The 22,196-nt window shown below is 44.9% G+C and carries 18 protein-coding genes; 5 read left to right on the top strand and 13 right to left on the bottom strand.

All coding sequences use genetic code 11. The features are described 5' to 3' along the window. Window positions 1-10 precede the first annotated feature (10 nt). Both BacF7301_RS15665 and BacF7301_RS15660 read right to left on the bottom strand, forming a co-directional pair. Window positions 11-1,417, bottom strand: a complete 1,407-nt coding sequence (locus tag BacF7301_RS15665; protein WP_167964236.1) for an undecaprenyl-phosphate glucose phosphotransferase — start codon at window positions 1,415-1,417, stop codon at window positions 11-13. A 151-nt stretch (window positions 1,418-1,568) separates the two neighbouring features. Further along, window positions 1,569-1,718: a hypothetical protein gene (locus BacF7301_RS15660; protein ID WP_167964234.1), complete on the bottom strand. Its 150-nt coding sequence runs from the start codon at window positions 1,716-1,718 to the stop codon at window positions 1,569-1,571. 152 nt (window positions 1,719-1,870) lie between these two features. Between BacF7301_RS15660 and BacF7301_RS15655 the strand changes: the two genes are divergently transcribed. Beyond that, window positions 1,871-2,503 (top strand): BT4734/BF3469 family protein, encoded by a 633-nt coding sequence (locus BacF7301_RS15655; RefSeq protein ID WP_167964232.1) that lies wholly within the window; start codon window positions 1,871-1,873, stop codon window positions 2,501-2,503. Window positions 2,504-2,532: 29 nt separating this feature from the next. Further along, the gene (locus tag BacF7301_RS15650) at window positions 2,533-4,365 is read left to right on the top strand and encodes a DUF3987 domain-containing protein (RefSeq protein ID WP_167964230.1); all 1,833 of its coding nucleotides are present in this window, start codon (window positions 2,533-2,535) and stop codon (window positions 4,363-4,365) included. Window positions 4,366-4,485: 120 nt separating this feature from the next. Here BacF7301_RS15650 and BacF7301_RS15645 read toward each other — a convergent pair whose 3' ends face one another. From BacF7301_RS15645 to BacF7301_RS15595, 11 genes are all read right to left on the bottom strand, one after another. Further along, on the bottom strand, window positions 4,486-5,235 hold the full coding sequence (locus tag BacF7301_RS15645; RefSeq protein WP_167964229.1) for a polysaccharide biosynthesis/export family protein: 750 nt from the start codon (window positions 5,233-5,235) through the stop codon (window positions 4,486-4,488). A gap of 27 nt (window positions 5,236-5,262) precedes the next feature. After that, complete coding sequence (locus BacF7301_RS15640) at window positions 5,263-5,841, bottom strand: UpxY family transcription antiterminator (protein ID WP_167964227.1); 579 nt, start codon at window positions 5,839-5,841, stop codon at window positions 5,263-5,265. Window positions 5,842-6,182: 341 nt separating this feature from the next. Further along, the gene (locus tag BacF7301_RS15635) at window positions 6,183-7,130 is read right to left on the bottom strand and encodes a tyrosine-type DNA invertase cluster 3b (RefSeq protein WP_167964225.1); all 948 of its coding nucleotides are present in this window, start codon (window positions 7,128-7,130) and stop codon (window positions 6,183-6,185) included. Between the two features lie 208 nt (window positions 7,131-7,338). Next, on the bottom strand, window positions 7,339-8,310 hold the full coding sequence (locus BacF7301_RS15630; RefSeq protein ID WP_167964223.1) for a type I phosphomannose isomerase catalytic subunit: 972 nt from the start codon (window positions 8,308-8,310) through the stop codon (window positions 7,339-7,341). A 140-nt stretch (window positions 8,311-8,450) separates the two neighbouring features. After that, window positions 8,451-9,767: a DUF3868 domain-containing protein gene (locus BacF7301_RS15625; RefSeq protein WP_167964221.1), complete on the bottom strand. Its 1,317-nt coding sequence runs from the start codon at window positions 9,765-9,767 to the stop codon at window positions 8,451-8,453. 7 nt (window positions 9,768-9,774) lie between these two features. Then, entirely contained in the window at window positions 9,775-10,356 is a 582-nt protein-coding gene (locus BacF7301_RS15620) for a DUF3575 domain-containing protein (protein ID WP_167964219.1), read from the bottom strand. A gap of 15 nt (window positions 10,357-10,371) precedes the next feature. Next, on the bottom strand, window positions 10,372-12,519 hold the full coding sequence (locus tag BacF7301_RS15615; protein ID WP_167964217.1) for a FimE-like fimbrial tip protein: 2,148 nt from the start codon (window positions 12,517-12,519) through the stop codon (window positions 10,372-10,374). 29 nt (window positions 12,520-12,548) lie between these two features. Next, entirely contained in the window at window positions 12,549-14,522 is a 1,974-nt protein-coding gene (gene fimD / locus BacF7301_RS15610) for a fimbrial tip adhesin FimD (protein WP_167964215.1), read from the bottom strand. A gap of 8 nt (window positions 14,523-14,530) precedes the next feature. Beyond that, the gene (locus tag BacF7301_RS15605; RefSeq protein WP_167964213.1) at window positions 14,531-15,976 is read right to left on the bottom strand and encodes a DUF4906 domain-containing protein; all 1,446 of its coding nucleotides are present in this window, start codon (window positions 15,974-15,976) and stop codon (window positions 14,531-14,533) included. A 14-nt stretch (window positions 15,977-15,990) separates the two neighbouring features. Next, a complete protein-coding gene (locus tag BacF7301_RS15600) occupies window positions 15,991-16,863 on the bottom strand; it encodes a FimB/Mfa2 family fimbrial subunit (protein WP_167964211.1) in 873 nt (290 codons plus the stop codon). 27 nt (window positions 16,864-16,890) lie between these two features. Then, a complete protein-coding gene (locus tag BacF7301_RS15595) occupies window positions 16,891-18,108 on the bottom strand; it encodes a hypothetical protein (protein ID WP_167964209.1) in 1,218 nt (405 codons plus the stop codon). Between the two features lie 317 nt (window positions 18,109-18,425). On the opposite strand from BacF7301_RS15595, the gene BacF7301_RS15590 reads away from it, so the two are divergent. From BacF7301_RS15590 to galK, 3 genes are read left to right on the top strand one after another with little or no spacing between them, the layout of a single operon-like run. Beyond that, on the top strand, window positions 18,426-19,523 hold the full coding sequence (locus BacF7301_RS15590) for an aldose epimerase family protein (RefSeq protein ID WP_167964207.1): 1,098 nt from the start codon (window positions 18,426-18,428) through the stop codon (window positions 19,521-19,523). 52 nt (window positions 19,524-19,575) lie between these two features. Continuing rightward, window positions 19,576-20,916: an MFS transporter gene (locus BacF7301_RS15585; protein WP_167964205.1), complete on the top strand. Its 1,341-nt coding sequence runs from the start codon at window positions 19,576-19,578 to the stop codon at window positions 20,914-20,916. Window positions 20,917-20,953: 37 nt separating this feature from the next. Further along, window positions 20,954-22,108 (top strand): galactokinase, encoded by a 1,155-nt coding sequence (gene galK, locus BacF7301_RS15580; RefSeq protein ID WP_167964203.1) that lies wholly within the window; start codon window positions 20,954-20,956, stop codon window positions 22,106-22,108. Window positions 22,109-22,196 lie beyond the last annotated feature (88 nt).

The raw sequence follows: 22,196 nt of genomic DNA, 5'->3' as shown, positions 1-22,196 counted from the left end.
CCTTTCATTTTTAATAAGCCTCTTTATCACCACGAAGCACGTTGTACACAGTTTTATACATGATATATAAATCCAAAAGAAATGTCCAATGCTCAATATACCAGATGTCACGCTGCACACGACCTTCCATCTGCCAAAGTTCTTTCGTTTCGCCACGATAGCCCGTCACTTGTGCCCAACCCGTGATACCCGGTTTAACGAAATGACGTACCATATACTTGTTTATCAAATGGGAATATTCTTCCGTATGCTTCAACATATGCGGGCGGGGACCTACGATAGACATATCGCCTTTCAATACATTTATAAATTGAGGAAGCTCGTCAATATTCGTTTTACGAATCAGATCACCAATACGTGTTTTACGAGGATCGCATTCCGTAGCCTGAAGCGTATCACTTTGAGCGTTCACCCGCATCGAACGGAACTTATAGCACCAGAATTCACGGCCATCTTCACCGCTTCGTTTCTGTTTGAAAAATACAGGTCCCGGAGAACTGATCTTTATGGCCAAACCTACAATGATATATATAATCGGAAAAAAAGTACAGAGGAACAATAGAGAGCAAACAATGTCAAAGCCACGTTTCACGATACGATTTTCCAAAAGTTCAAGCGGCTCACGACGGATAGTAAGAACCGGAACATTTCCCAACATCTCAAAATACATTCTGCGTTTCAGATAGTTCCGAACAGTGGGAACACTAAAGAAACGAACCAGATGATTCTCGCAATAATTAATCAAAGGTATGATTTCCTCACTACGCGCTGAAGGAAGACTGCAATAAAGTTGGTCTACTTTTCCTACATTACATGTCAGATACTCAAGCGCTTCCTTTGGCTTTCCTAAATAAAGGACATTATCAGGATAACGGCTGGATGGAGCATCTTCAAAATATCCCTCTACCCGGTAACCGGACGTCGGATCGTCCGTCATGCAATGATAAAGTTCCTGCATATTCTCATGACTACCTACCAACACTACCTTACGGACATTTTCACCACTCTTACGGTAAAGTTCCAGAATATAACGGAACGTCAGCCGATAGATGATGACAACTATAATAAGAACTACATAAAATGCTCCCAGCCGATGCAAACTAATACATTCGAAATGGAAAATATACGAGAGTCCCAATACCATCAATACAAAAGGAATCATGTTCCGTACCACCCTGAGCATAATCTGTTCCGGACGAACCACCGGACGATGAAGGATCACCCCCGACCGGATATTACAAATCAGATAACACAAACTCATCAGTGCCATGCTCTGGAAAAGAGGCATGGAATACTCAAAGAGAGACCTGTGCCCCAAAAGAGAATCAAATATCCACAACAGCAAGTTCAGTATGATGATGTCCCCTAAAAGGACAAGAGATTTTAGGACTTTATTAAAACGTTGGACTTCCTGCATATTACTATTTATACTTTTGCCGCATCTATTTCTTTTATATCATGTTTCTCCCTATACTTGATATAAAGCGCTTCGAACTCTTGAACTTTCTTATGAAATTCTTCTTTATTAAGGTTATCATAATAATAATCAAGCATTTTGATATAATAACTTATCCGTTTATCAGAGCCCCTTTTATCTCGTAATAAATGCCTGTTCCTATATGTACCTCTTTACACATAGTTCCAATCGCCAGGTTTGCACGCATACGCTGCTCATCAATAAAAAGCCCGAGGGCATAATGATACTCTACTTTTCTCATGTTTCTACTTTTGTAAATTGTTAAAAGTCTATGTTATATGTTATTTTCATTCACAATCTTGCTGACATGTCAGTAAGACTAATTTCCTGCTTTTCCGAAATTCGCCCCGCGTTTTGAATATTCAAGGCGATAATCAAAAAATTAGATATGTTATGACAAACGATTTTAGAATGTCTTATTTCATGCCGCCTATCGCTCCCATCAAGGATGAGCAAGGACGGATTGTTACTCCTGCAACGCTCACTCCTTTCTGCGAAGTCTCGATAGAGCAAGTTTACGAAATGATTACCTGCAACGAGAATCTCAGGATTCTGACCGAACAGGTACGCAATGACGGAGATATACGGGCGGCAAAAGCATCACTGCTACCCTATGTGACTCCTTGCGGCACGTTCACTCGCCGCAGCAGCAAGTGTTTAGTAGCTCCTTCACATCTGGTAGTGGTAGATATAGACAATCTCGACTCCTATCAGGAAGCAGTGGAGATGCGCAGTACATTGTTCAATGACCGTCTTCTCCGCCCTGTACTCACGTTTATCAGTCCCAGCGGAAGGGGCGTAAAAGCATTCGTCCCCTGGTATCACTCAAACATAGCCGATGAAGCAGACTGCATTAGGGAAAACATGAAATGGGCAATGGCGTACTTAGTGTTATTACATGGTACAGGAAAAACTGTTCCTTTCGGAGAAAAGCCCAAAGGCGTAGATCTTTCCGGTAAGGACATTGTGAGATCCTGTTTCCTTAGCCATGACCCGGGAGCATTATTTAGAACCACGAATGAATAATTATCAATTAAATATTATCAATTAAAATTATGACAGATTTTGAGTCTTTACGCCGCCTCACAGAGGCGGTTGAAATTGCGGGAGCAGATATTGCGCCCACGTATGCCGAATATGTACAATTGGCGTTCGCCATCGCAACGGATTGTGGTGAAGCGGGACGCGAGTTTTTTCATCGTTTGTGCCGGGTGTCCGCCAAGTACCAACGCGAACATGCCGAACGGGTATTCTCTAATGCGCTTACGACCCGCCATGGAGAAGTGCACCTGGGCACGGTATTCCATCTTGCCGAAACGGCAGGGGTGAATCTTTCCAAAGAGAACATGGCAGACAACCGGGAAAATACGAAAAATACAGAAAATACACCGTCCAAGAATCTCACACACGCACGCGTATATAATAAGGTGGATGATGACGCTCCGGACGAATCCGAGGAACTGCTGAACGGCAGCGAACCGAACCAGCCATTGCCTACTTTCCCCGATGCGGACTGGCCGAAAATATTGTTGCTTATCATGAGCTATGCCACCAGTCCTATGCAGCGGGATATCATGTTGCTCGGAGCGTTGACTGCTATGGGCGCCAGCATGGAACGATACGTAAGATGCCCTTATGCCGGCAAATACCAATCGCCCTGCCTGCAAAGTTTCATTGTAGCTCCTTCCGCTTCGGGTAAGGGAATTCTTTCGCTTATCCGTCTGCTTGTCGAACCTATCCACGACGAGCTCCGCCAGCAGGTGGCAGAAGGAGTAAAGGCGTACAAGAAAGAAAAAGCCGCTTACGATGTTATGGGCAAGGACCGTGCCAAGGTAGAAGTTCCTCAGATGCCCAAGAACAAGATGTTCCTCATCTCGGGAAACAACACCGGAACAGGTATCCTGCAAAATATCATGGATGCCAACGGCACAGGACTTATCTGCGAGACTGAAGCGGATACCATTTCGGCTGCCATCGGTTCGGAATACGGACACTGGAGCGATACACTCCGCAAAGCGTTCGACCACGACCGGTTGTCGTACAACCGACGTACCGACCAGGAATACCGGGAAGTTAAAAAGAGCTATCTTTCCGTCCTGCTTTCCGGTACGCCCGCACAAGTGAAACCACTGATTCCCTCTACAGAGAACGGACTGTTCTCGCGCCAATTGTTTTATTATATGCATGGCATATGGGCATGGGTCGATCAATTTGAGAGCGGCGAAGCCGATCTGGAAGCTATCTTCACAGGCATAGGAATGGAATGGAAACAAAAATTGGATCTGCTGAAGGAGCATGGACTCCATACGCTCCGACTCACCGATGAGCAAAAGCAGGAGTTCAACGCTCTCTTTTCCGATTTGTTTTTCCGCTCGGGTCTTGCCAACGATAATGAAATGAGTAGTTCCATTGTCCGCCTGGCTGTCAATGCGTGCCGCATCATGGCAGAAGTAGCCATGCTCCGTGCACTGGAATGTGATTATCCCTATCAGTTTCAAAATTATTCCAGTCCTCTGCTGACTCCTGACAAGGAGATTGCTGCCGATAATATCAAGGACGGCATTATCACCCGTTGGGATGTAACCATCACGAACGAGGACTTTGAAGCGGTCCTGGGACTTGTAACTCCTCTCTATCGTCATACTACGCATATCTTGTCTTTTCTTCCTTCCACGGAAATCAAACACAGGGCCAACGCCGACCGGGACGCACTTTTCGCACTTCTGGATACCCAGTTTACCCGTGCCCAACTGTTGGATCAGGCTGCGTTGATGAATATTAAACCTAACACTGCTCTCGGATGGCTGAATCGCCTGATAAAAAAAGGATTGATCAGTAATGCGGACAGCAAGGGTATATATACGCGCACGCATGTGCGTGTGTGTTAAGGGAGACGGGATAAAAGTGTATCTTTTGTATTCGTATAATAACATGGCGTTTTATGAATCCTAAAGCTTAGCTTTAGAGGTGGTAAAGCGTAGCTTTAGCGATTGCAAAGCGATGCTTTATCACCTTAATATATTAACCAGCAAACTGGCAATAGATACCAAAACTGAAAAGCCTGAAATCCACAATGTAGTGCTTTGTCCTATACCTGCGCCTTGCGCCTTGACTTTGTTTGGAGTGACATACAAGATGTCGTTCTGTTGCAACCGGTAATAGGGAGATAATAATAAATCCGCGTCGTTCAGGTTGAGTGTGACAAACTGTTTACGTCCGTCTTGATCTTCGCGGATTAGTTTTACATTATCGCGTACGCCATAAATGGTCAAGTCTCCTGCCATGGCAAGCGCTTCGAGCACATTTATCTGCTCGTTCACCACCGGATAAACACCGGGGGATGCCACTTCTCCTAAAACCGAGACTTTAAAGCCGGACATACGGACTACTACGGTCGGTCTTTCCTTGACATAGGCTTTGAGTCTCTCCGTTATCAAGTTTTCCGCTTCACGGCTTGTCAATCCGCTCATGGATAATTTTCCCAACACCGGATAATTGATGTTTCCCTCATTATCCAGCAAGAATGTATTTCCTTGTGCATTGAAAGGCTGTGAAACGACCGGGTCTGAGGTAGAAACGAGTATGGAGATTTCATCACCCGGCATCAGTTTGGCATCCTGCATAGGCGCAACTTGCGTATTTGCCTGCTTCAAAACTTCCGCATCCTGTAGATAAGGAACTTTCTTATATGACTGGCAAGCAGAAAATAAGAGAGAAAGGAAAATCAGCGTAAAGGCACAAGATGATTTCATATTCATATAAGATTGTGGATAGATGGAATGAGACTAGTTTTTCTCACTGACAGCTTCGACGTAGCCGATAGGCATATTGACGCAAGCGCAGCCCAGCATATTCAAACGAACGGCAATCTTGCTTTTACCATCGACATTGACGAGTTCACCCACAAGTCCTGTCAGAGGTCCTTTGACAACACGGACTTTTTCACCACGCGCCAAAGGGGAGCTGTTCATACAAATAGCTTCTTCGGAATAATCAAGCATAAAACGGAAACGAGCCATCTGCTCATCAGGAATCACCGCCGGCGTGCTCTCACCTCGCATCACCATATAGCGACTAACAGTAGAAAAACCCAGAACCTCTTTGCGTTCTTTCGGGTCAACGTGTACAAATACCATCATTGGAAGAAGGACAGACTCAACCACTTTACGGCGGTCGCTCCATTGATGAACTTCCTGTTGCACGGGAACGAAATGTTCGATTCCCATCTTATCCAAACGCTCGGCTACTTTCTTTTCGTGATGCATACGAACCATAGCTACATACCAGCGTTTAGAGTGTGCTACGCCTTCCCCTGTCCCATTGCTAGGCCCAGCACTAATTGATTTTGGTTTTGTTAAAATCATATTTTTTTACCCCATATGTATCCGTTACTTCTTAGGTAACGGATAATACACACACGAGCAATCAAAATGGAAATTATACATACAGACAGGGCGTAATAAGGAAACTGCCTCATATTCAGCGAGAAAGTTCTTGAATTTAGGCAATAGAAAGTTAGAGCATGAAAAATCTATTATTTCATGTTCGGATAGTTTTTTTGCCCTATGTCTCAGATAAAACGAAAAAAGTGCAGGATTATTTGTTTACTATCTATATTTTTGTCTATCTTTGCGTCAAATTTAATTCCGTTACCTAAGAAGTAACACACATGTTTTATTTCTGTTTATCAGCGCTTTACTATTTTTCATCTGCCTACATAGCAGTTTTTAACGTAAGATAAATTCCCTTTATTCACCTCTGTACGTTCTTTAAGTCCGAAGCCTTTCAAGTAAATTTGCGTAGTTTTTATAGATTTGTGTCCCAATGATTCACTAATCATTTCAATTGTAACTCCCCGATACTTGGCAGTAGTAGCCCAAGAATGGCGAAGCGTGTAGGAAGTGACCGGAGATTTCAAGTGCAATGCTCTCGCCAAGTCCTTCAGGCAATTATTGAACCGCCGGAGAGCGGACTGGTATTCCCGGTAAGCCCGCTCATCCTTCCGTCTCTTATCCCCACGAAGAATATCAAACAGATAATCGGGATAATCGGGTTGTGAATCCTGACTGTTGCGAAGCTGCATAATAATATCCTTGGCACTGTCCAGCACTTCTACGCTCATAGGAGTCTTAGTCTTGATGCGATTGTATCGCAACATATTATTTTCCAAAGCTGATTTCTCCAAATGAGCCAAATCGGCGAACGACATTCCACAAAACTGAAACATCAAAGCGGCGATAGATTGTGTACGACGTAGACGTTCCGACTTCGGATCGTCATACAGAAGCTTATGCAATTCGGCAACAGGCAAGGCTTTTTTCTGCCGGACATCCACCCCCGTATAAACATCATGAAACAATCGAGGCACATAAGGAGCATATCCCCCTTCCACTCCCCGATTGTAAATGCTACGAAGCATACGCATATACGTAGAAATCGTATTGGGCTTCAACCCACTCTCATAAAGATGCTGACCGTAGCATCGTAAACACTCCCGGTTCACTTGCTCGAACGCCACATGTGACGTTCCGCAAAACTTGCTGAAAGAGAAAAGAGCATTCTTGTAGACGTGTGCCGTAGAATGGCGCCCTTCCTTTCGCAAATGACCGATGTAGCGCTCTCCACATCGGCTAAATCCATTTCTGTTCTTCATTTACATCAATTAGTTATTTTATAAATATTGCCACTTGGCAAGCGACAAAAGAACAAATCTTTTTGTGTGTTCAGCGCAAACTTATTGATAAAGATAGTTAAATGATATCTACCAGAATTCTCACTATATACAATAAAAAAGTCATCCGGCTTTGCCCGCCATTATAACGGGACAAAGTCGGATGACCTTAACTATATACAAAATAAGATTACACGTATGTTTCCAGCAGCTTCACATTTCCACCTTCGGGAGTAATAGTGACATCCTGAGTAGTAGCGGGAAGCAGGATAGATTCTCCCGCACTGACTGTCAGCTCGTTACCTTCATTATCCCTCATTTTACATGCACCTTCCATGCAGATAAAAATCACAAATGAATCGAGTTCCGAGTAGTCGCAAGTGATTTCTTCAGTCATGTCATACAAGGAAGTCGTAAAGTAAGGGCAGGCAACCAGTTCTACCGGTTCATCCTTCACCGCATCATATTTAGTGCGGTAGTCATCCAATACTTCGTAGTTGATGGCTTCGCGGGCTAAATCGGTGTGAAGTTCACGAGTTTTGCCGTTCGCGTCCTTGCGGTTGAAGTCGTAGATGCGGTAGGTTATGTCAGAGGTCTGTTGGATCTCTGCGATAAACGACCCCGCTCCGATGCTGTGCACACGTCCGGCGGGAAGGAAGAATACATCTCCCGGATGGACTTCATACTCTTGCAATACGTCGGTAATCGTGTTGTTCAACACACGCTCCTTATATTCTTTCGAGGTAATCTGTTCAGAAAATCCCGAACACAATTTAGCACCTTTGTCGGCATCTACCACATACCACATTTCAGTTTTTCCCATCGAGTTATGGCGTTTCTTCGCCAAGTCGTCTGCCGGGTGCACCTGGATTGACAAATCCTGTTGGGCATCGATAAACTTAATGAGCAACGGGAATTTATTACCGAAGCGCGCATAGTTAGCTTCGCCCACCAATTCCTCGCGATACCTTCTTACCATATCGGCTAAGGTTAAACCTTTATCCGGGCCATTAGCCACTACGGATTCATTGTCTTCAACGCCGGAAATCTCCCAGCTCTCTCCTACTCCTTTCAAGTCTGAGTTCAAATGCTTGAACGGAATAATTTTGTCGCCCCCCCAAAGCGTCTGCTTCAGAATCGGTTCGAATTTTAATGGATACATTTTTGTTTTTCTTGTTATAAACTTAGATTAAATTCGCTCGGATTGTTACAATCCGGGAACAAACATACAAAAAATAGTTTAGTTTTTAAGAAAAGAATCTCGAAATTTCATTTAAGAAAGATTCTTTCTTTTCCATGCGGTTATTTCTTCCGCATCTTCATCACTTTTTCCATCTCCGCAAGATTGTTCCGGGCTGCTTCACTCCCTTTCTGAATAGCTTTATTAAACTCGGCAATGGCTTGTTCGGGCTGACCGTCCAGCAGATAGTAAGCCCCGTTGTTATTGGCGTATTCGGCTGTTTGGGGATTCGATTTATCCAAATATTGCCGGGCGGCAGGCAGATTTCTCGCGGATAAGGCATCGGCTGCCATATTCAGATTGGTATCTTCAGCGTCGGCTTGCGCGGCGACGGTAATATCAGTGGTATAATCGACACGGCAATTCACCTTACGGAGTGCCGGATAGAGTTCTCTTAACATGACACGGTAGGGAGCACCACCATTTACATTTTTCAGTTTCTGTTTCCGAAGGGCGATGTCGGGAGTATGCTCGATAATGTCGAGCAAAGTGGCTTTCTCTTTCAGGGTGGAAGATTCCAATGCTTTCAGCAGTCCGTCCCAGTTTTCTCCGCCGAAAGAGACGTGACAAAGCCCGGCAGGTATCTGTCCTTGTACGGACAGATAGTTTTTCAGCGCTTCGGCACGTTTTACGGACAGTTGTTCGTTGAGTCTCAACGCACCTTCGGGCGAAGCAAAACCTTCGATATAAATGCCTTTGACATTCAGCCCCTTATCATTCAGTGTCTCGGAGAGCATCTTCTGAATATTCTGCAATTCTGATTTATTATCCATATAATCCGGCAGAATGACGGCTTTGTTCACCGGGAATTCAAGGTGGGCTTCGTATTGTTTGCTGCGTACTTCCAGTCTGTCGGCAGGTAACTGGATATGTGACAGTATGGGGTGCAGAGCAGAAAGACGTTTGATTTCGGTGGAGATTTCATTCGGAATCGGTTCTTGCGCCAATACTTCCTGATGACCGCCACAGCCGCACAGATTTTCTTCAAGAGCCAGGGACGCATTTTCCATCCAGGGCTGATATGGAATGACTTGTGTATAGCTCAACACTTCCTTTTTATTAGACGGCACTCCCAGGTTGGTTTCGCTGTTCAATGCCATGGAACGAACATAGGCTTTCTGTCTTCTGCGGCCGTTGATAATGATTTCGGGCAGCACAAGGTTGCGGTCGGCACTCACTAGCATTGGCGTGAGCGTCAGTGTACGGTCGTTGTCGACTTTCAGGTTTCTCATATCTATCTGCATATCTATATAGAGTGATTCCCCCTGTTGCCACAACGAGACATCGGTGATGCCGATAGCACCGTTATAATATTTCTGTGCGGCGACCGGAAGAGCCATAGTCAGGCACAACACAACGTATATCAGTTTCTTTTTCATGACTATCTTATTTTATGGTGTATATAATGTTGATACCCGCCTTGGTAGGGCCAAAGTAATTTTTGTGCCCGCTATTGAGCTTGCTCCCGCAATGACCACAATTATATTTATCATAGTCAATGCGGGCGTAGCCTACTCCGATGGTAGCTTCCATGCTCCAGCGTTTGTTCAGTATCCATTGGTATCCGTAAGAGATACCGGCTCCGTAAAGGTTCCCCTGATAGCGATGATGCCCTAAACCAAAAATATCCAGGTTGCTCACATTAAATTGCGCATAATGGGCATGTACACCAAAAAAATGTCCGTAAAACCGTTCGCACAGCCAGTAACGAAGTTCCGGCTGCACCATCCAATGTTTGATTTGTTTATTATCCGAGAATTTCCACGGATTATAGTTGCCGGATACGTCAAGAGTCAGTTTCTTGCCGAGTCCGACTTCAAACCCGAGATTGGCAGTGGTGGTAGCCCAATACAGCGCATTTGTCTTAATCGCAAATTTCGGCATATAGTAGCTTTTTTCCTGCCCATACATGCCACCGGTGAATGTGAACACCAGGATAGCTATCAGGAGAGATTTGAATATTTTCATATCATTTCGTTTTTATTATTTTAATACAATGGCCGGATGTTGAAGCAGTTCTTCCACCCGGTAGGCAGCCGTATAGCCTTGCAGGGTGAACCTGACGACATCACTGGCTTTAGAACCGGCGGCTATCGTGAACGAATAGTTGCTCCGGCTGTTGACCGTAAAAGTAGGTACAATGCTCGTGTCCGATGAGGTAACCCTGTAATTAGGGATTTGGAGCAGGTAATTGTTCTGATACACCCGGATGGTGTTGGTGACAGCCACTCCATGTGACAGCACCGTCCCGACACCGATGGTCGTAGGACTGAATCCCGGAGCAGAGATGACGATGTTCTCGTCACTTATCGCATTCACGGAAGTAAATGTAATTGTCTGGATACCGGAAGGCTGTGACGCATAAGTGTGCTGGTAACCGCCTTCCACAGCCGTCCATCCGCTTTGCGTCGTATGCAGTTTTTCGGTTGCAATGAACACCGTCAGCGGATAAGTGACCGGGTAATCGGGATACGACGGAACGGCAAACATGACTTGGGCGGTACTGTTGATACCGTAATTCACCAGATTGCTGCCGTTGACAGCCACGTCGGTGAAGTGCCGTGACTTCACTTCTATTTCCTGTGTCTTGAAGATATCATTGGCTATCAGGATAGTCTCATCGCTATTCTCCAGACTCGTACGGAAATTCAGTATCTTGGTTCCGGGTTCGGTTGCCCAATAGACATATTGGTAACCGCCGTCGGTGTACTCTATCTGCAAATTCTTGTTGGGAGCTACCGGATAAAGATTGGCAGTAGTGATAGTACACTTCAACGGATAGAGATAAGAAGGTATGTTGGCGGGGATAGTAAACTGCAACGTCATATCCTGGTCGCGTGCCGTATATACTTCCGGTGACAGGGAAGCGGGAGCAAACTGATAGAGCTCACTCGATACCACGGTGATGGTACGGGACAACACCCCGGCTTTCACGGTGATGGTGGCTCCCTGCTGCCCCGCAATGATGCGGGAGACATCGGTGGTAATTGTGCCGTTGCCGTCATAACTCAGGTTACGGAGTATATTTCCCTGGTCTTCCGCCAGGACTACGCTGATTTTCGAATTATCGGTCACTCCGTTTTGCGTATATTGTGCCGATACGTTTAAAGTACCGCCCCGAACAAACAGGAAATGAAGACGGCTCACTGTCAGCACATTGTTATTATTGTCGGCAATGGTAGGAGAATCCTTGAAAATCTCCGCATATATATTGTTGGAAGATTCCGCACTCTTGGCATCGTCAAAGGTCGTACTTCCGTTGGCGTTTTCACTAAAGGATTTTATCACCACTCTGTAGTGGTAATTTCTGACAATAGAATATGGTTTCTTATTGCTGTCGAGAAGCTGAATCTTATAATATAGTACATCAGTTTTTCCCTTCAGACGACCACTGATGATGATATAAGTCTGGTCGTTGAAATAGTTTTCGTTTTCGAACATATATTTCGGTTCCATGGTGCAGTCGTCAGAAGTCTGACTGGCTTTAGGAGTGGAACCATGCGCCAGGGTCGGTTTGCCGTCTATAATCACAAATGGAGTGACGGCTGCGTCCGGATTGAATGGAGCTGCCGTACCGCTACTTGCATAATTACAGATGGCGTATCCCGTTACTTCAAAATTATCGGCTTCGTTTTCTACGGTCACTTTAGCCTGGTTGCGATAAAGAATGATATGGGGTGAATCACTGGCCGAAGCAAGAACTTGCCTGCCCCAAAATACCATTTTAGTACTGGTGAAAGAAGGAATCAATTCTCTTTCATCTTTCTGCAAAGCGGCACGTTCGTCAAAGCTATCCCATTGGTCATAGTTGGCTATGAGATGGACAATGCCCGTATTATCGGGGATTTCTGCCTGAAAGGCTCCGACTCCACTATCATAACCAATCAGCAGGGACGGATGCACCCGTCCGATGAAAAGTCCGTCGGCATCAAAGGCCATCAGCCAAAGATCATTTACCGTATTTTCACTGCCCGTGGCACGACTAAGTATTGTTTTATAATCGGGTATGTCGACTGAAAAACGAAAAGTAGTCCCGTGCTTTTCCGTTGACTGATTTTCCGGGCTATCCTCGTATGTGCACGAAGCCAGCAGAAGTCCGAAGAGGGTTATATAATAGATAAATCTTTTCATACATTTCTAATTTTATTCCAATTGTTGTGTTACCGGATGTCACGCACACAGCGCACAGCTGCGTTCAGAGGACCGAAACTGTTTCCATTTCCCACCCGGGGATCCATAAAACGGACGGCACTGGCAGCATTCGAACTCCAGTAATAATGTCCTTCCAAAATTGCTTTCACTTCAGCGACTTTAACATTTTGCAGAATGTCTATCAGATAGATTTCCGCTTGTGTAGGCATACGCCAGTCGGAGTAGGTTTCACCGGTGGTGGCGTCTCTTTCCACATAATCACGGCATTTGATTCTTGACTTGGCATATGAATCCGCCGTTGTTGTCCCATATTGCGAAGCAAGCATCATATGCGGAGAGATTCTCCGGTTGTTTTCTTCCGTATCGATACTGGCTCCTTCACTATCCCTCAAAGGATAGCCCAGCACAGCATTGTCACGTATATAGTCTGTATAGGATTTTCCCAATTCAGGATCCGGGTCGTAATGGGAGAAGCCGGTGTCAAACAGTTCGTCAAATTCATCCGGATAGGGAAGCGCAGAGAAATCGGCTACAAACGAGTTTATGATATACATTTTCGTATTGTTCTGTCCGTCGCTTCCACCGGGTACGTCTGCCGATGTATCTGAACCAAGGTATAAAGCCGGATATTGTGAGACGGTAACCTTTTGCGTCAATCCTACTCCATTCTTTACCTGAAAAGTTATCTCTTTCGCCAGAAAATTTTCAGGAAGCGGACTAGTGATACTGATTGTTCCTGATTTCGCATTCGGTGTAGATACGATTTTTATATCTTTGCCCCCATTGGCTACGGAAGCTCCATTCACAGTAATGCTATTTATCTCCACGTCCGGTGTAGAGGACTGGAAAGTGGTAGTGAATTGGGTACTGTTGGGCATGGAAATCTTTGTATCCTTCACGTAGATAAAATTGACACCTTCTACAGATACCAGAACTTCATGGGTAGTCCAGTCCTGTATAGTATAGCTACCATTCAATTGTACGGCAGAATGAGGATCAGTATCTCCTTGCTTATCTATATTTACCAAGATGTCATAGAGATGATTGCGTTCAAGTTTATAGAGGCCTTCTTCCTGCCCGGCAGTTCCGTCCGGCAGACGATAATTGACCGGTACACGATAATAGTTCTGCATTATCGTATGGTTGCCCGCATCTTTTACGGGGACGTTGATAAGCACATACGTTTCGCGGCTGATATCTTTCGTCCAGTCGTTGGCATATGAATATAGGATAAATTGTCCATTATATCCTGCACCTGTATTGAGGGCAGTAAACGAATTCATGGCTTGCAACTGCGGGGGCATTACTGCTCCCTGTGCAATGGATGAACCGTCAGCGGCATAATTTACTATTTTCTTGGAAGGCTGTTCACCGTCCAGCGGAGTGAATCCATTCACATAGTTCAGCGTGATTCTTATCTTAGCGGCAGCGCGCCGGAGAGTGACGGGAATCTCCTTGTTGGTGATGATTCCGTCATTCAAGACCATCGTCTGTTCGCCGTCCATAAGGAAAGTATCTTGTTTTTTATCTGCATCCAATACAGGTGCGGCCAATGCTTTCAGTTGGGTAAGGGTTAATCCGGCTTCGGGAATGGTCGCCGTATGGTTAGCAATAACGTAGACAGTATGTTTCACATTCAATGCAAATCTTTCCTGTGCCACATCGAGTATTTCCAAGTGTTCGCCGGTTCCGGTCAGTTGCGGAGAAAGGGCGAAGTGCTGGTAGAACAGACAGTCGTCTGCTCCTTCCCGGTAAATGAAAACATCGAGTGTTTTTATCGCATTCTCATTCAGCGCGTCTTCGCCGGCTTCTTCCGTAGCTGCCGCCCTGGAAACAACCGGACGTGGGATGGAAAGTTTCAGAGTGATTCCGTTCACGTCTGCTACTCCGGCAGATTCCACCGGAGATTCACTCTCACAAGAAGTGATACCCCAAAGTAGTAAGAGCATGAACGGAAGTATATATAGTTTGTTTTGTTTCATAATTCAAGCTATTTATATTCAGTTTGACTGATTAGTATATCCGTATCGTTATCGCCCGGAAATTGACGGGTACCGTTTTGCAACGGGTTAATTTTAAGTTTCACACCATCTACGGTGATATAGAACAAGGTACGCCTTGCGGTTCCATTCCAAGGTTTGGTGGCACCTATTTTTATTTCGTAGGCGGCATCCCGGGCTATTCCTTTCGAGACAGCCGGAGTTCCGGCTACGGAACCGTTCGTTCCGAACGTAAAGTCGAGGCCGTTGGTCAATGTGGCTGTCCATACGGCACCTACGGGTGCTGTCAGGCTGAAACTATAATCAGCGTAGGACGTTTCATTGCGGGCTTCGCCATTCCATATATACGGGAATTGCACGACTCCGGTAGTGGCTCCGGTATCGTTGCCATTGAAAGGTCGGAGAAGGTAATCGCCTTCCTTCACTTCATGGCCAATTTCGGAAGATACAACGGTCCATGGATAAGGAGTTGTTTTGATTATCAACTGATTATCAGGATGGTCAAGCATAGCCATCACACGATAGACCGTATTATGCAGCAGGCTGTATTTGTTGGCAGTCTGTCCCTGGTCTGTGAGATACCCCCGGTATGTATAACTTATCCCGTTGAATAATGCCGTTATACGGATGTAAGGGGTACTTGCATCCGGTTTACCGCTGGAAACGATATTCCGGTATGTGTAGAACGAAGCATTGGCGTTCGCCGGAATAATTTCCGACAAATCCGACGGCATAGGTTGCAGGGTTCCGTTTTCAGTAATCGGAAAGGTTACATTTTGCAATCGGGCAGTTGCAGGCATTGCCATGCTTCCCGGGTTGGCATAAGTGTCGAGTACCTGGTTGACAAATTCAATCGAGGTCACAGTGACGGTAGACTGTTCCAATCCCTGGTTCTTGAACATATAAATGTCCAGCCGTGCAACCAGCCGTTCCATCGGAATTTCGGCAACGACGTATTCGCTGTTAATCGGAACTTCCTTTTTTCCAACCATCAGGATACTGTTGTCATTGAAGCCATTGCCGGATACAGTCAGGCTTTCCAGTTGCTCCATTGTCAGATTGGAAGCAATGGGGATGGAAAACGCCTTGTCCGGGTCATTGTAATTGGCTATTGCATAAATAATTTTTGTTTGCGGTGATACATTGACTGAGCGTGATAGTTCCTGCAGCCTTTGCGGAGTAAATTCCGGTATCAGTTCCGAATACTCGCAATACCCGTCCGCCTTATTGAATATATAAAGGGCAAGGCTGGAGAAGCTGCCGTCATTTCCTTTGGTCAGCACGCCTTCTTTCGGTGTGGTACTGACCAGAAAATTAAGTCGGGCCTGATTGTTGGTTGCATCTGATACCGGCGCCTCGCTTTCACTACATGAATAAAGAAAGAGTGCAAGGACGAACATCTGTAAACTTAGCCGATATTTTACTATTAGTTTCATATTCTATGTTGGGGTTATTGCCCCGGTCTGATTGTTTCTTCGTCCCAGGGTTTTACTGTTATGGCGGTTCCATTGAAACGGATACGGATTCCCACCGTCACTTCATTGATACCGTCTACGGTAATGTCATTTTCCTTCATGAAGTCTTTCAATTGCAGGGTGTACAGTTTTTCATTGCTCTGTGTATTGTACAACTGAAGATTTACTTCATTCTCATTATTAAATCGTAACACGTTGAACTTCGCGCCAAACTTTTGTGTGCCGGAATTATAATTAAGCACCGGGTAATAAGAGATTTGTTCTTTCGAAAACGATTTGGCGAAATCCACTGTCGGGCTCAAATTCCCCATTTCTATACTGACGGGCGAAACGGCCGTTCGTGTATCGCTGACATCCAGTCCTTCCAATTCTACAAGCATCTTGATATGTGCGCTGCTGAAAGGAACGGTGTCTACCTGATAGTCTTCGTTGCGTATTATAATCTCCTTTTCTCCAAAATACAGGCTGTCATTCGTCGTTATCAGTTCTTTGGTGAAGTAATGGGGGGCTCCGACAAGATTCTCGTTCGGCGAAGCACCTTCATTTATCCGCGTATCGCTAAGGGAGTTTCCCCAACAAACAACATGATATTGACCGCTTGGCAAAGTCAAGGTGGTGCCCTGTTGGCGATGCAGCTCGCTCTTATCGAGGGCAGTTTTCTGCACACATACGTTATTTTCATTGTATATGTACATATCCACCTTTTCTATTTTCTGAAGAAAGATATCCCGTGTTCCGTCACCCAGATAGTCGAAGTACAAAATCGTCTCACAATCATCCAGATTTTCTTTTATACACCCTGTCACCGTTACCAGCAACAAGGTGTACAGCATTATCACCTTCTTCATATTTTTTGTTTATGGTTCTGCCGGAGCTTACTGTTCCAAGTCAAATCCCGGAGTGATTGTTTCTTCATTCCACGGAGCAACAGTGACGTGTACCAGTACGTTATACTGTATATTACCCAGATCATTGTCCAACATCGGTATCAATTCGATTTCCATGTTATAAAGTGTACCAGGCTTGAAGTCAGCAGCCGTTAATTCGGTATTTATACTTTTGTAATATTTCACAATATTGGCGAAACGCGCGGTGTTGGCAAGTTCGGGGTTGAACACTTCCGGATCGGTAGAGGCGAGCTCGCCAATTACCAGGTCGGCAAGGTCAAGATGCAGTTGCGGTATAGCTGTACCCGGGAAAAAGTTGAAAGCATAGCATTTACCGGACAGGTCGAGCGGCAGGTTGCCGTAAGTATCGTCTGCCGAATTATAGATGGCGTAGCTGGCAAAAGGCGCGGCATCGAGAATCGGAGTGGTGTCGAATGTCCACATTCCGGCTTGGATATGTCCTTCGGCGGTTGAATTCAGCAACAGGTTTTCCAATGTTCCCGGTTGGTTGAAAGTGTTATAGAAGTTATTCATATAAAGACCTTTCACGTTTCCGGAGAACTGTGTCCATGTAACGGTTGCCTTCTTATTCGCTCCACCGATAGAACGGGTAAAATCAAAGCTGCCTGCATTCTTGAAGGAGATTTTTGTAATTTGCAGACGGGCTACAACCGGCGCTATGGTCACTTCTGCCGTATAGGTCTTTCCGGCTGTCGGAGTCGGCTCTATCGGCTCGTTAACAATCGGCGTCAAATCGTCGTCCATTCCGTAATAAAGCACCGCACTACCTTGCTGCTCGGCCAGTTTGGTATTGATTACATTATCTTTTACGGCATTTCCCGGATTACCGTAAACGTACACTTTTGAAACAGATTGAGGAATATTGATAAATTTCAACCCTTTGGAAGTATCTGTGAGTTTATTCCAGTCTGAGTTGAGCACATCGTCTTTAGTCACAGATTTGGAAGTGATAACTTTGTCATTGGCATCCGTCAGATTAATCAGAACGCTGTTCACATCCTTTACACTCGATGTGATAATATCCGTCGGAGAAGAAGCTCTCGAACCGACTTCGCTCTTGATTCCGCTCAATGATACCGAAAGGGATTTTATTTCGTTCTGCGCAACAGAGACGTCGTCTTTGTCACTACAGGAGAATAGGAACATACCTGCAACTCCTGCTAATAATAGCTGTTTAATTTTCATGTCTTCTAAAAAATAAATGTTTATAATTTTATCCAAGTCTATTTTTATATACGTACGTCGAGCTTGGATAATTAGAACAACGCCTAAATGGAAAAGTTCCCGCCATCTGTTCTATTTTGGTATGATTCAGGACTAGAACGGGGCTTTTAATGTTTTTTATCCAATTATGTATCCATTACAGTTCGATTCTTCCCCCGAAAAGGAACAATAAGTAAGAAAGCTAAACTTTCCTAAACCACCTCTTATATTTAGTCGGAATAATTTGTGAGTAAGAAAGAATTTCCTTTTATTTGCAGGAAATTTTAATAATACCAGACATGAATAACACATTCCCAACAGAAGGGAATCTTTCAGGGCTCAGCCGTGAAGATTTCCAAAAGGAGATAAACGATAAGAAAACAGATTTATTTATCCTCAAAAACACAAAGGGAATGGAAGTAGCTGTAACCAATTACGGATGCGCCATTCTTTCTATTATGGTACCGGACAAAAACGGTAAGTATGCCAATGTGATTCTCGGTCACGACAGTATCGACCATGTGGTCAACAGCCCGGAACCTTTCTTGAGTACGACTATCGGACGCTACGGTAACCGTATCGCCAAAGGTAAATTCACTCTATTCGGCGAAGAGCACGAACTCACCATCAACAATGGGCCTAACTCCCTGCATGGTGGTCCCACTGGTTTCCACGCCCGCGTTTGGGATGCTATCCAGATTGATGAGAGTACAGTACAATTCAACTATGTTTCTACTGACGGTGAGGAGGGTTTCCCCGGTAATCTCGAAGTAGAAATGACCTATCGGTTGGAAAACGAAGTAAACGCATTGACTATCGAATATCGTGCTACAACAGACAAAGCCACAGTGGTAAATCTGACTAACCATGGTTTCTTCAACCTCGCCGGCATCGCCAACCCTACTCCTACCGTTAACAATCACATTGTCACTATCAACGCTGACTTCTATACGCCCATCGACGAAGTATCTATCCCGACAGGAGAAATTGCCAAAGTAGAAGGCACTCCGATGGATTTCCGTACTGCGCATACCGTAGGCGAACGTATCGACGATAAATTCCAGCAACTGGTATTCGGTGCAGGATACGACCACTGCTACGTACTGAACAAGATTGAAAGCGGTTCGCTCGACCTGGCCGCTACTTGCAAAGACCCGGAAAGCGGACGTATCATGGAAGTGTATACCACCGAAGCCGGCGTACAACTTTATACGGGCAACTGGCTCAACGGATTCGAAGGTGCACACGGCGCCACATTCCCTGCAAGAAGTGCTATCTGCTTCGAAGCACAGTGTTTCCCGGATACTCCGAACAAACCTCATTTCCCATCGGCTACTTTGCTGCCGGGTGATGAATATCAACAAATCACTGTCTACAAATTTGCGGTAGAAGAATAATAATCAAAAAAATAACTAACCTAATTTTATAAACTAACATTTTTTTTGAACCATGAATCAAGGAAAAAAGAACGGTAATCTCATCGCGATTATAACAATGTTCTTCTTATTTGCGATGATCTCTTTCGTGACAAATCTTGCCGCGCCTTTCGGTACCATTTGGAAAAATGAATACGCAGGCTCAAGCACATTAGGTATGATGGGAAATATGATGAACTTCCTGGCTTATCTGTTTATGGGTATTCCCGCCGGTAACATGCTTGTAAAAATCGGCTATAAGAAAACAGCTCTTATTGCAATGGCAGTAGGTGTTGTCGGATTGTTTATCCAGTATCTTTCCAGTGTGATAGGTGCAAGTACCGACGTTTTCGCTTTCGGTGAATATGCCATCAAACTGAACTTCATCATCTATCTGCTCGGTGCATTCGTCTGCGGTTTCTGCGTATGTATGCTTAACACCGTTGTAAACCCGATGCTTAACCTTCTCGGTGGCGGTGGTAACAAGGGTAACCAATTGATCCAGACGGGTGGAGCGCTTAACTCTTTGTCCGGAACGTTGACTCCGCTCTTCGTAGGTGCTTTGATCGGTACGGTAACTGACAAGACAGCAATGTCCGACGTAGCTCCTCTCCTTTTCGTTGCAATGGGAGTATTTGTAGCTGCATTCATCATTATTTCATTTGTTGCCATTCCCGAACCTCATCTTCAGAAAGCAGGAGCTACTAAAGAAAAATTCTCTCACAGCCCCTGGAGCTTCCGTCACACGGTATTGGGTGTAATTGGTATCTTTATTTATGTAGGTATCGAAATCGGTATTCCGGGTACATTGAACTTTTACCTTGCCGACTCAAGCGACAAAGGTGCCGGTATATTGATGAACGGAGCTGCTATCGGTGGTGCAATTGCTGCTATCTACTGGCTGTTGATGCTTGTCGGACGTACTGCAAGTAGCGCTATCAGCGGTAAGGTTTCAAGCCGCACACAGTTGATTGTCGTATCGGTTACTGCTATCATCTTTGTTTTGATTGCTATTTTCACTCCGAAAGACGTAACAGTATCTATGCCGGGTTATTCGGTAGGCGAAGGGTTTATGATGGCTCAGGTTCCTGTCAGTGCATTGTTCCTCGTTCTTTGCGGTCTTTGTACTTCTGTAATGTGGGGCGGTATCTTCAACCTTGCCGTAGAAGGCTTGGGAAAATATACGGCACAGGCTTCCGGTATCTTCATGATGATGGTTGTCGGTGGCGGTGTATTGCCGTTGATCCAACAAAGTATCTCAGATGCTGCCGGTTACATGGCTAGCTACTGGCTGATTATCGCTGCCCTTGCTTATCTGCTGTTCTACGGCCTGGTAGGTTGCAAAAATGTCAATAAGGATATTCCTGTGGAATAATCATATATAATTTATTCACCTTTAAACTATTAATATCATGGATACAGAATACGTAAGAAGTCGATTCATTAAACACTTTGACGGAACTACCGGATTTTTATATGCTTCTCCGGGTCGCATTAACCTGATTGGCGAACATACCGACTACAATGGTGGATTCGTTTTTCCGGGTGCAGTAGACAAAGGTATGATTGCTGAAATCAAACCGAACGGTACTGACAAAGTGAAGGCTTACTCTATCGACTTGAAGGATTATGTAGAATTTGGCTTGAACGAAGAAGATGCTCCACGCGCTAGCTGGGCAAGATATATTTTCGGTGTTTGCCGTGAAATGATTAAACGTGGCGTTGACGTGAAGGGATTCAATACTGCTTTCGCAGGTGATGTGCCTCTGGGTGCAGGTATGTCTTCTTCCGCTGCTTTGGAAAGTACATATGCTTTCGCATTGAACGAACTGTTCGGCGAAAATAAGATTGATAAATTCGAATTGGCTAAGGTGGGTCAGGCTACAGAACATAACTACTGTGGTGTGAACTGCGGTATCATGGACCAGTTTGCTTCCGTATTCGGTAAAGCAGGCAGCTTGATCCGTTTGGATTGCCGTTCACTGGAATATGAGTACTTCCCATTCCATCCGGACGGTTACCGTTTGGTTTTGATGGATTCAGTTGTTAAACACGAATTGGCTTCTTCTGCTTACAACAAGCGTCGCCAAAGTTGTGAAGCTGCTGTAGCCGCTATCCAAAAGAATCATCCGCACGTTGAATTCCTGCGTGACTGTACAATGGCCATGCTTGAAGAAGCAAAAGCTGATATCAGCGCTGAAGACTATATGCGTGCAGAATATGTAATCGAAGAAATCCAACGTGTACTTGACGTTTGCGAAGCATTGGAAAAAGATGATTACGAAACTGTAGGTCAGAAGATGTACGAAACTCATCACGGTATGAGCAAGCTGTACGAAGTAAGCTGCGAAGAACTCGACTTCCTGAATGACTGCGCTAAAGAATACGGTGTGACCGGTTCACGCGTTATGGGTGGCGGTTTTGGTGGTTGTACTATCAACCTTGTCAAGAACGAATTGTATGACAACTTCGTTGAAAAGACAAAAGAGGCTTTCAAAGCTAAATTCGGCAGAAGCCCGAAAGTGTATGACGTAGTAATCGGTGACGGTTCTCGTAGACTGGAATAAGAGATTATTCAAGATTAAATAATTAAGAAGGGCGGCTTCCATCACGGGAGCCGCCCTTTCTTTCTCAAATTAACAAAAACCTAAAACC

This window comes from Bacteroides faecium (assembly GCF_012113595.1).
In the GTDB taxonomy this organism is placed as follows: domain Bacteria; phylum Bacteroidota; class Bacteroidia; order Bacteroidales; family Bacteroidaceae; genus Bacteroides; species Bacteroides faecium.
The sequence above is the reverse complement of the archived record's forward strand: the minus strand, read 5'-3'. Positions and strand labels throughout refer to the sequence as shown.

Excerpts from the sequence above, each read along its gene's own strand:
- BacF7301_RS15595 (WP_167964209.1), bottom strand. The coding sequence starts at position 18,108 with ATGAAAATTAAACAGCTATTATTAGCAGGAGTTGCAGGTATGTTCCTA.
- BacF7301_RS15585 (WP_167964205.1), top strand. The coding sequence starts at position 19,576 with ATGAATCAAGGAAAAAAGAACGGTAATCTCATCGCGATTATAACAATG.
- fimD (WP_167964215.1), bottom strand. The coding sequence starts at position 14,522 with ATGAAACAAAACAAACTATATATACTTCCGTTCATGCTCTTACTACTT.
- BacF7301_RS15635 (WP_167964225.1), bottom strand. The coding sequence starts at position 7,130 with ATGAAGAACAGAAATGGATTTAGCCGATGTGGAGAGCGCTACATCGGT.
- galK (WP_167964203.1), top strand. The coding sequence starts at position 20,954 with ATGGATACAGAATACGTAAGAAGTCGATTCATTAAACACTTTGACGGA.
- BacF7301_RS15630 (WP_167964223.1), bottom strand. The coding sequence starts at position 8,310 with ATGTATCCATTAAAATTCGAACCGATTCTGAAGCAGACGCTTTGGGGG.
- BacF7301_RS15665 (WP_167964236.1), bottom strand. The coding sequence starts at position 1,417 with ATGCAGGAAGTCCAACGTTTTAATAAAGTCCTAAAATCTCTTGTCCTT.
- BacF7301_RS15655 (WP_167964232.1), top strand. The coding sequence starts at position 1,871 with ATGACAAACGATTTTAGAATGTCTTATTTCATGCCGCCTATCGCTCCC.
- BacF7301_RS15660 (WP_167964234.1), bottom strand. The coding sequence starts at position 1,718 with ATGAGAAAAGTAGAGTATCATTATGCCCTCGGGCTTTTTATTGATGAG.
- BacF7301_RS15620 (WP_167964219.1), bottom strand. The coding sequence starts at position 10,356 with ATGAAAATATTCAAATCTCTCCTGATAGCTATCCTGGTGTTCACATTC.
- BacF7301_RS15605 (WP_167964213.1), bottom strand. The coding sequence starts at position 15,976 with ATGAAACTAATAGTAAAATATCGGCTAAGTTTACAGATGTTCGTCCTT.
- BacF7301_RS15640 (WP_167964227.1), bottom strand. The coding sequence starts at position 5,841 with ATGATTTTAACAAAACCAAAATCAATTAGTGCTGGGCCTAGCAATGGG.
- BacF7301_RS15650 (WP_167964230.1), top strand. The coding sequence starts at position 2,533 with ATGACAGATTTTGAGTCTTTACGCCGCCTCACAGAGGCGGTTGAAATT.
- BacF7301_RS15590 (WP_167964207.1), top strand. The coding sequence starts at position 18,426 with ATGAATAACACATTCCCAACAGAAGGGAATCTTTCAGGGCTCAGCCGT.
- BacF7301_RS15600 (WP_167964211.1), bottom strand. The coding sequence starts at position 16,863 with ATGAAGAAGGTGATAATGCTGTACACCTTGTTGCTGGTAACGGTGACA.
- BacF7301_RS15645 (WP_167964229.1), bottom strand. The coding sequence starts at position 5,235 with ATGAATATGAAATCATCTTGTGCCTTTACGCTGATTTTCCTTTCTCTC.
- BacF7301_RS15615 (WP_167964217.1), bottom strand. The coding sequence starts at position 12,519 with ATGAAAAGATTTATCTATTATATAACCCTCTTCGGACTTCTGCTGGCT.
- BacF7301_RS15625 (WP_167964221.1), bottom strand. The coding sequence starts at position 9,767 with ATGAAAAAGAAACTGATATACGTTGTGTTGTGCCTGACTATGGCTCTT.